The sequence below is a fragment of the Azospirillum sp. B506 genome, from assembly GCF_000333595.1.
In the GTDB taxonomy this organism is placed as follows: domain Bacteria; phylum Pseudomonadota; class Alphaproteobacteria; order Azospirillales; family Azospirillaceae; genus Azospirillum.
In genome coordinates, this window is record NZ_BADK01000833.1 from 1 (window position 1) to 9,476 (window position 9,476).

Consider the following 9,476-nt stretch of genomic DNA (forward strand, 5'->3'; position numbering starts at 1 on the left):
CCGCCCGCGCCTGGAGCGGTAGGCGAGGCACCGCGACCGCCAGTGCTACCATCGGCATCTATGCCATTCACACCGTTGGCGTCGCCTCCAGGGCCGCCGGAGGTGCCTGCCGCCCCACCACCTGCCCCCACCACCATCACCGGGACGCCATTTATCCAGATCTCGGTGGCGCCGCCCCCAGGCCCCTCACCGTTGCCGCCGTTGCGCAAACCAGAGCCGCTGGTACCGGGAGTTGGAAGGTTCTCTCCAACTCCGGGCAGCCCAGGACCTCCCGAGCTATGGGTGATCACATCGCCAGGGTTGAGGAGGAACAACCCGCGCCCATAGGCCCCGCCGCCACCGCGCGGAGAGGACGGATGGAACGGGTCGAACTTCCCGCCACCGGCGCCCCAGCCTTTCGCCTCCATGACGCAAGGCGTGACGATCGTGAAGTTCTGCAGTGTTCCCGCTTGACTGCTGACGTTGGCCGGGAGCTGGTTGGCGGCCGCCATCATGCCGCCACCGAACAAGTCGCAGTAGGGCGCGCGATGGATGCGCGGCTCCGGCGGAACCAGCAGGCCTGAGGGGCGGCGAAGCCAATCCATCCTCAGAACCCCTTCACGTAGACTGCGTCGATGGCTAGCGTTCCCGCGGCAGTCTTGACCACCTCGCAGATCGCCCGGTCCCGCTTGCCTGCGGCCGCGCTGGGGATGGGTGCCACGCCGGCGGGAAAACGGAAGAGGCTATCGAACGCGACCGCACGGTTCCCGGTCGCGTCCTGCATCGGGATGATGGTGAACTCCATCCCCTCCATGTCATCGGTCAGGGTGGGAGGTCCGAAGGTCGTTCCTCCGCCCAGTGTTACCTTGAATTTGTTGCCGACGGTCAGGTCCAAAGCGATGGTTGCGGCCCACGGTACCGTCACCACCCTGGGCACCACCGGTGTGCGGAAGGTAAGGGTGCCGTTGGCCGCGGTGCGGAATACCTCGATGCCATTGACCACGAAGCCGATCACACCAAGGGCGGAACGATAGAAGCCGCTGGTCGCCTCACCAATCCGCAAGCCGAGATTGGTGGAATCGGTCCCGGCGTATGTCTGCAACCACCCGGTCAGCGTGCCACCGATGGATTTGAGGAAGGATGCCAACCGCCAGCCCGAGCCGTCCGGTTTGACCTCGATCCCCTTGCCTGCATCGGCCGCCCCGACGGTCGGCATGTTCACGCCAGCGGCCGCAGCTCCCGCCGCATTGGCGTATCCCAGGGCTGCGGTGGCGCTGTTACCGGCGGAAGATGCATATCCCTGGGCTTCGGTCGCCTTGTTGGTGGCGATGATCGCTTGAGCCGTGGATGTGGCGGCATTCGTAGCAGAGACAGTCTCGGTTGCGCCGTGCTGCCCGACCAACACGAATTTCGAGCCATCATAGGAGACGTCAGCGACCGAACCTGTGACCAGATCGTTGGGCAGCGTGTCGGTGCCATTGAACCGCTTGAGCGCCTTTGTCCCCAGCAGGCCCGTCGGTCCCGTGACGTTGATGGCACAGGGTCCGTTGTTCGCTACCGGCACCTTGAAACGGAAACTCAGCCCGGAAGCATAGCTCGGCGGGTCAAAGGGCAGCGTCACCACATAGACGACCGGACCGCCCGTCGCGATGGCCCAGGTCACCCGGCCCTGCTTCATCGCCAAATCGTCCGGCAGCAGATCAAACCCGGCCGCCACCGCCTCGAAGGCGGCATTGATTGATTCTGCACGGGCCAGCGTTCGCTTGGATTCCGGGTTGTCGTGGTTGAAATAGGGATTCGTCATCGCCGTAGCCCTCGCGCGGAATGGTGGAGCGTCAGGCCATGGATGGTGTGGGGATCCTCGTACGTCGCCTCGGTTCCGATGGCGAGTGAGATGCTGACGCCACTGCCGTCGATGTATGCTTCGGCAACGCCCTCGACGGGCGAGGACCAATAGAACTCGTTCCAGGCCGCCTCGTCCCAGAAGCCACCCCTACCGGATACGTCGAAGCTCTGCTCCGCGACCGACGGCAGTTCCGGGGCGCCATAGTCGAAATCGGCGGAGGCATAGAGCGTTGTATTCGGCGCCGCCGTCACCTCGACGGTCGCCTTGTGGAAGCGCTTGTTCAGCGTCGGTGTGCCGAGGTGATTGAAGGCAAGGCGCACATAGCCGGCCAGGGGCTGGCCGTCGCAGCTGGTCCCGCTGTCGAGCCGGAACACATGGCCGTCGTCCGAGCCGAAATAGAGCTGCTCGGATCCGTCGGCGCCCTCGACCGAGACAGCGCAGCGCACAACCCTGCCGAGGTCGAGCGGCATGAAGGCTGGACCGTCGCTGGACAGGTCCATCACCAGCCCGGTGCCGTCCGACCAGAAGAGCCGCCACTGGTTGAGGTCACGCACCCGCAGGCTGGCCACCACGGTGACGCCGGCTTTCCGTTTGGCGTCGAGATATGGCTTGATCAGGCGCGACAGGGTGCCTGCCTGGAAGTCGCCGAACTCCTGCACCGATGCGAGGTTGCGGACGCCGCGATCGTCCAGCCAGATGGGCTGGGCCATGGCCTGTACGGACCATTCGATGCCGCCGGCTTCCTCGGTGATCACCTTCAGGTCGCCATCGGCCTGGGAGCCAGAGAACACGGTGCCGTAGAGCACGGCGATGCGGTTGCGCCCCCAGATCGGCATGGTGCCGGCATAGCCGGGGATCATGGCGGTGATGGTCTGACCGATCGACAACTCGCCCGCACCAGTCAGCACCGACCATGCATAAGGATCGCCAAGCCCTGAGAATTGGAGCGAGGCATCGAAGCTCAGGAACAGGTAGTTGGAATGGGCGGCGATGTGGCGCGGCCTGTCGGTCGCCATGCCGGTCAGGATCGGCACGAAGATAGCACCGTCCCATTCAAAGGCCGGGTTCACGCCATCGCAACCATACATCCGGTCGGCGCCCGCCAGCCCCGTGAAATTGTAGTTGGCAAACTCGTAGCGTCCGCCCGGCAACTGGGTGATGGCGGAGGAGGCGCCATCGGCCGTCGCCTTGGTGACGCCACCCACCTTCAGCGCCTCTCCGCTGACGAAGGCGCCCGAGATGGCGGCGAAGATCAACTGCCCCTTCGCCTCGTTTCCGGCGGTCCAATCACCCTCTCGCACCACCACCCGTGTCACCACGCCGTTGACACCCGAGGTGCCGCCGGTAACCGTCTGGCCCTCGGCGATCTCACCGGTGCCGGCGGTAAACTTCACCCGGTGGCCCAGCGCCTGCGCCACCCACCCGCCGGCCGTCGCCTTGTGCATGATGCAGGCGGTGCCTCCCGCGTTGTCGCGGAAGGCGTAGAGGGCGCCCGCATAGCCCCACACGCCGCGGATCGGGCCGGAGCCGGGAACAGCGCCGATCTTGGCGCGCTGCAGTTCGATGGCGGCGCGCAGCCATGCCTGATCGTCGCTATCGTTGGAGGCCCCGCGCTCGGTCGCGCCATCGGCCGCCGTGGCCCGGGTAACGCCGCCGACCTTGAGCGCCTCGCCATCCGCAAAGTCACCGGCGACCGAGGTCAGCACCACATAGCCGCGGGCGGTCCCATCCTCATAGCTGCCGCCCTGGTCGAGCACCGCTGTGATGGTCAGGCTGCCCATGTCGGCGGCAAGTGCGCTCCCGGCGCGGGTGGTCAGGGTCAGCACCCGCGGCTGGCGCGGCGAGGCGTCGATCAGCGCTTGGCCACTGGCGCCCGAAGTGCCGCCGGTGACGGTGTCGCCCTGAGTGATCGCGGCCGTTCCTGCCTGGAAGGGCAGCACCCAATAGGATGCAGCCGACGGCAGCAGCCGGCCGTCGACGCGCTCATAGCCGGCGATGCGGGTATAGCCCTCCTTGCGCGGCTCGTAGTTCACTCCACCCAGCGCAGCGCCGGGGTTGCGCTGGATGGCGGGGGTGACAAGGTCCATGCCGCCGACGGTGGGATAGTGGCCGGTTTGCTGGCTCATGCGAGCGCTCCCCCGGCGATGGCGATCTGCGGAAGCTGGTCGCGCTCCAACTCGCCCAGCACGCGCCGATAGTTCGCGGCGGCGGTCGCAATGGCGGTGGGCGCCTCGTCGTGCTCGGACAGCAGTTGGAGGGCGCGCCATTTGATGGCATCGTGGAACCGAACCGGCATGGCCGGCACGTCCGTGTTGCTGGCCAGCAGTTGAGGTGCGGCGCGGTATTCGCCCCGCACGACATAGACGCTGTCCGGCGCTGGTCCGAGAAGGAGGGCGCCGTTGGCCGGCTTGATGGCGCAGGCGACCGGGCGCTGCTGGACCTGCGCGCCACGTCCGTAGATCACGCGGTAGCGGTCCCAGCTGATGGGCGTGATCTCGCGCTCATCAGCCGACCCGATGGCCTGGTCGTAGAGGGTGACTGAGCCGTTCTCGATGATCCAGGCCGCGAGGTCTGAGATGTTCCAGGCGGCGGCGGTGTATTCGGCGGTGCCGGCGATGGTGGCCACCTCGAACTCCTTGCGCATCCAGGCCCAGGCGCTGCGGCTGTTCTGGATGTCCGTCCAGGCCTCGGCGGTGAACTGGACGATCTTCGCCAGCCGGCCGGACTGTCCGGTCACGCTGACGGGCTGGGCACCGGAGACGGTGCCGCTGTCGCGGGCCACGGCCTGGCAGAGTTCGAGGAAGGTGGGCATCGCCGGGCGCCCCGATCAGGCCGCCGCCGGCATGGAGAGGATGCGCATGGGGTAGAGCGGCACGTCGCGCGAGCTGATATTGCCCTCCTCGTCCATGTCGTAGAGGGTCTGAGTCGCGTGCGCCAGAACCTCGACATAGGGCAGGCCGACCTCGCAGGTTTGGGCGCGCGGGATCAACATCGACTTGCCGTTGACGGCGACGAACACGGCACGGTCGCCGCCGGGGCCCTCCTGCCGGTCGATCATGATCGTCGCCTTGGGGCCGCGCTGGTAGCTGCCGGGATCGACGGCATGAGCCGGGGTCTCGGCGGTCGCAGCGGCGACGGGCGCCGTGGCTCCGACGGAGTCCAGCACCGTGATGTCGTCGCGCTGATAGCCGGCCGACGCGATCTTGGCGCGCAGGGTCTCAATCCGGATGTTGGGGTTCGGGCCGAGGTCGATGCCCAGCACGGTGGTAGCAAACCAGCGGAGCTGGTCGACAGTGGCATCGGCGATCTTGACGGTGACGTCCTGGGGCATCGGGAAAATCCTCGGGTCAGGCTGGTGGGTCAGGGCAGCAGGCCGGCGGTCTTGAAGGCGGCGATCAGCTCGTTCACCTTTGCGGAGATGTCGGCGAAGTTGTTGTTGATCGCGGCGCTCTGATCGCTGCCGTTGGTGGCGCCGACCGCCTGAAGCGTGTTGTTGGCGGAGCCGCCGGTGCTGTCGGTCAACGCGACGACGGCCGGGGCGCTGTGCACCTGCCGCAGCAGGGTGTCGAGCGCGCGGCCTTCGCGGATTTTACCGATCAGCTGGAGGGCGGCGGTGCGGTTGCTGGCCATGGGCGGAAGTCCTGTTCATGGGGCCAGGCCGCCGGAGCGGCCCGCAGCCCGTCAGCCACGCTGGTTGCGCATCGCGATCCAGACGATCTTCTCGCCCGACGCGTTGATGTCGGCATCGGCGCCGATGGTGAAGCCCTCGCCGGCCGTGGTGGAGCCGGCATAGACGCTGACGCCATTGGTGGTGACGTAGGCGTGGCTCTTGTTCGCCGTGGTGGCATTGTCGGCGATGCGCAGGTACTTGATGCCCGCGGCGGCCGGCATGTCGCTGGTCCACTCCATCATCGGATCGAGGTTGCCGGCGTCGGCGATGTTGATGAGCTTCACGTAATCGGGCTGCCAGCCCAGGCTGATGTTGATGGCGGCGCCGGTGCCGCTGACGGTGCCGGATCGGAAGTTGCTGGCCATGAGGGCTGTCCTTCGTCAGGGAAGTGAGGCGGGCCGGAAGCGCCGGCCCGCGCAGGGCCGTTCGCTTAGAGGGCGGTGACCGCCACCTCCATGCGCGACATCCAGTTCTGGTTCAGGATCACGGCCGTGAAGTACGTCTTCCAACTGACGTAGCCGCGCTGCCCCAGCGGGTCGGACTTGTCCGGCTTGCCGGGGTTCAGCAACATCCGCGTAATGCGGCCGGCTCCCTTTAGAGGCACGGTGCGAAGGGCCTCCTTGGCGAAATACAGGACCGGATAGACGTCGGCACTGGTGCCGCTGGTGCTGACCATGGCCGTGCCGGATCCGTTGTAGGCAGCGCCGGCATCGGTGATGGCGCTCAGCTCCGGCGACAGGACGTAGCGCACATCCTCGACGGAGCCGATTTCCTCGGGGCACACCGGCTTGCGGCTTCCGTATTCGGCGACGGGCGTGAAGCCGGCCATGCCGCGGATATCGGATTCAAGGTCGGTATGTGCGACGGCGATGTAGCTGGCCTCGATGGGTTTGGTGCCGTAGTTCGGCGAGCCGTCGAGGATGGATGTGATCTTCATCCCCTTCTGAGCCTTCAGGAATCGGGTAACCGCCCTCTGCTTGCTCAAGCTGATCGGCGTGTTGACCGACGAACGGCTGGCGCCGTTGGCATAGAAGACGCTGGTGCCAGCCTTCAGGGTGCCATAGGTCACCATTTCGGTGGTCAGGGCCGCCTGCTCGCCAGCGAGCATGGAGGCATCCTTCAACACCGGATCCTCGGCAAGATCGTCGACCACGTCGGTGATCTCGATGGGCTTGCCGTACTGCTTCAGGGTCGCGGTCACGTCCTCGTAGCTCATCTTCTGAGCGGAGGGGGTGACGCCTTCGACGAGCGGCGTGGTGGCGGCGGGGAACGGAATCGGCCGGCGGAACTTGACCGTGTCGGCCTTGTTCTTCGGCATCGGCTTCGACATGCCGAACTTCTGGAGCACCAGAACGGGTTCGGCATGTCGAAGCATCTCACTGGCGGCCCAGGCGGCGGTGCGCTGGTTGATGTCGCCGTAGGTGGTCTGACCGGTGGCCATTGGGCACTGCCCTCAGGTTAGCGGCCCTTTGCGGCGTAATACGCGAATGCAGCATCGTAGTCGTCGGGCGGGCCGCCGGCCGGGCCTGCGCCTCGGCTGGTGACCGCAGCCCCTGACTCCAGCTGGCGTTGCCGGCGGGCCGCGAGGTTCGCGGGTGCACCCGTCGCCGTAGCGCCGGATGCGGACGGTGCCGCCGTTGCCGCCCCCATCCCCTGGTGCGCCTTGAAGCGGGTGATGATGTCACCGGCTTCGGCCGCATCCTGAATGGCCTCTCCATTGCGCTGGATGGCTTCCACCACGTAGCGGGGCTGGGTTTCCAGCCACTTGCCGAACGCTGGGTTGCCGGTCACCTGCATCCAGTCCGGGTGCATCTGCGTCAGGGCCTGTTCCTCGCGGTCGAGGGCCTGCTCGCGTTGTGCGTGGGCTTCCGTAGAATCCCGCTGGTCGAGGCGCGTCAGTGCTTGGGAGAGCTGCGTCTGCAACGACGAAAGCTTTGCCAGGACTGGGCGTGCGACCTCGGGGTATTCCTCCTGAAGCCGGCGGATGTCGGCATCGGTGGCGTCCTGGTCCTGGCCCGTCGAACCGGCGGCCTTGGTGAAGGCGGCCAACTGCTTCTTGAGGGTGTCATTTTCTTTTTGCAGGACGGAGACGCGGCCCCGATTGGAGCGGCTATCGTGATCCAGTCTCTGCAACTGCTGCTGGGCGGCCTGATAGGCGGCCCGCTGCTGCTCGCTTGCGGTAGACCATATGTCGTCGGTCGCGACTTGTCCACCCCCTTGGGGTTGCGTCGCTTGGGTTGTCTCACCCCTTTCGGTTCCGCTGGCTCCGGCGGTGGCGCCGGGCTGCTGCCCGCCATCGGTCGAAACGGCGTCGGTCGTGGCGGACAGCTCTTGTTGGGCAACTGCGCCAACATCCGCCGCGGTGTCCGTGGTGCCGGCGAATTCCGCGAAGGCTTGCTCGAAGCTGGCTTCCTCCGCGCCCGTGGTGGCGCCCGGCTCGGTGGCGGTCTGCCCGTCGGTCGGTGCGGTGGTCATGTCCCGTAGGTCTCCGTTTCGATGGCAATGACGGGGCGCTCCTCGGTGAGGGCGAGAAGTTCTGTGATGGCGATCAGCCGGCCGCGCAGCACCTGGGTGCGGTCATGCGGCGTGGTCGGGCTGTCGATCTCGGCGCGGATGGCGGCTCGCTCCTGCTCCGCCCAGGCGGTAATGGCCGCCCATGTGGCGGAATGGCGGTCGATGGCGGTCATGGCGCGAACCTCGTGCCGGCGGGCATGGACGCCGGATGCGGCGTGGGTAGCGCGGCAGGATGGGGAGGCACCATGGCCGCCTGCTCCTTCGCCGCCTGCCGGTCCTTGAAGCCGACCTCGGCGGCGAAGATGCGCTCCTTGTGATCCTGATCGGCAGCCTGCATCTGGAGCTTCGTCCGCATCTGCTCGATGGTGAGGTTTTGCGAAGCGGCCAGCTTGGCGAGTTCGGTTTCCCGGTTGATCTGAGCGACCTGGATTTTTGTCTCGGCGTCCAACTGGGCCTTCTGCATCGCCGCCTTGAGCTTTTCCATCTCGATGGCGACACGCGGATCGTCCTGCCCTTGGCCCTGCTGCGCCTGCTGTTGAGCCTGCTGCGCCTGGGCGATCTCCTCGTCGGTCATTACGATCTCGTCGGCGGAGATCATGTGAGCCTGGACGGTCTTGCGGTACAGCTGCGGTGCCTTCGTGATCGGCCCGAGCACCGGATGCCCGGTGAACTGCATGCACATGGTCATGAGGTTCTGCGCCTGCGCCTCGCGGACCAGCAGGACGGAGGTGCCGCGGGCGTCGACCTCGAAGTCGCCCTTGATGGTCTCCTTCGGGTTGAACTGCATGTTCCAGTCGTAGAGGCGCCGGATGTTGGGGACGGTCACCTCGTCGTCCCAGTCCTTCACCGCGTCGCGGAAGATGACGTTGGAGGCGTTCTGCAGCATCGCCATGCCATTGGCCGTCTGTGTCTGGTGGGCGCCAGCCTCACCCTGCGCGATCAGGGGCAGCGACACTTCGTCGTCGATGAACTCCTGCGCCAGCTTGATGATGTTCAGCAGCTCCGGCTGCCGGCTGTCGATGGGATAGGTCTCGAAGACCGCGCGCATGCCATTGGTGCTGACGCCGTCAGGCTTGGCGAACCAGATTTTACGGGGCTTCAGGTCCCAGGTGCCGTCCGCCGGCTCCACCTTATTGCGGTCGATGACGATCTGCGGACCTGTCGACAGGCCGCCATTGTCCATCATCATCCGCCATGCGGCATTGAGCGCCGATTGGGTGTCGCGCATCAGCGACGGCACGCCCCGACCCCAGAAACTGCCCTTGTCCCGGGCGAAGGCGAAGGCGGAATAGATCGGGTCCTGGCTGTCCAGGACATGGATGCCGAACTTGATCACCTCGTTCTGGCAGAACCAGACGACGGCCTGCACTTCGTCGAGCGGATCGATCTCGCCATATTCGGCCGCCGCATCATGATCGCCCTTGGCGCCATAGAAGCAGCACAGCTGTTCGGCAGTCAGCGGGCCGT

General features: G+C 66.4%; 10 protein-coding genes and 1 pseudogene. All 11 read right to left on the reverse strand.

The features are described 5' to 3' along the window. Positions 1-584, reverse strand: a pseudogene (locus tag I71_RS39230) (hypothetical protein); the annotation flags it as partial. A 2-nt stretch (positions 585-586) separates the two neighbouring features. After that, positions 587-1,783 (reverse strand): hypothetical protein, encoded by a 1,197-nt coding sequence (locus tag I71_RS25885; RefSeq protein ID WP_042700694.1) that lies wholly within the window; start codon positions 1,781-1,783, stop codon positions 587-589. Then, positions 1,780-3,951 carry a hypothetical protein gene (locus tag I71_RS25890; RefSeq protein WP_042700696.1) on the reverse strand — a complete coding sequence of 724 codons (2,172 nt, stop codon included), beginning with the start codon at positions 3,949-3,951 and terminating at the stop codon, positions 1,780-1,782. Before I71_RS25890 ends, I71_RS25885 begins: the two co-directional genes overlap by 4 nt. After that, positions 3,948-4,637: a hypothetical protein gene (locus I71_RS25895; RefSeq protein WP_042700699.1), complete on the reverse strand. Its 690-nt coding sequence runs from the start codon at positions 4,635-4,637 to the stop codon at positions 3,948-3,950. The genes I71_RS25890 and I71_RS25895 overlap by 4 nt, the downstream gene beginning before the upstream one ends. A 15-nt stretch (positions 4,638-4,652) precedes the next feature. Further along, positions 4,653-5,156, reverse strand: coding sequence for a hypothetical protein (locus I71_RS25900; protein ID WP_042700702.1), 504 nt, complete (start codon positions 5,154-5,156; stop codon positions 4,653-4,655). Between the two features lie 29 nt (positions 5,157-5,185). Beyond that, a complete protein-coding gene (locus I71_RS25905; RefSeq protein WP_042700705.1) occupies positions 5,186-5,455 on the reverse strand; it encodes a hypothetical protein in 270 nt (89 codons plus the stop codon). A gap of 51 nt (positions 5,456-5,506) precedes the next feature. Next, the gene (locus tag I71_RS25910) at positions 5,507-5,860 is read right to left on the reverse strand and encodes a hypothetical protein (RefSeq protein ID WP_042700707.1); all 354 of its coding nucleotides are present in this window, start codon (positions 5,858-5,860) and stop codon (positions 5,507-5,509) included. 65 nt (positions 5,861-5,925) lie between these two features. Continuing rightward, complete coding sequence (locus I71_RS25915) at positions 5,926-6,936, reverse strand: N4-gp56 family major capsid protein (RefSeq protein ID WP_042700710.1); 1,011 nt, start codon at positions 6,934-6,936, stop codon at positions 5,926-5,928. Positions 6,937-6,953: 17 nt separating this feature from the next. After that, a complete protein-coding gene (locus I71_RS38525) occupies positions 6,954-7,970 on the reverse strand; it encodes a hypothetical protein (RefSeq protein ID WP_042700713.1) in 1,017 nt (338 codons plus the stop codon). After that, on the reverse strand, positions 7,967-8,182 hold the full coding sequence (locus I71_RS25925) for a hypothetical protein (protein WP_042700716.1): 216 nt from the start codon (positions 8,180-8,182) through the stop codon (positions 7,967-7,969). The genes I71_RS38525 and I71_RS25925 overlap by 4 nt, the downstream gene beginning before the upstream one ends. Continuing rightward, positions 8,179-9,476, reverse strand: a 1,298-nt coding sequence (locus tag I71_RS38530) for a hypothetical protein (protein WP_199902260.1), incomplete at its 5' end; no start/stop codon positions are given. The genes I71_RS38530 and I71_RS25925, both read right to left, overlap by 4 nt.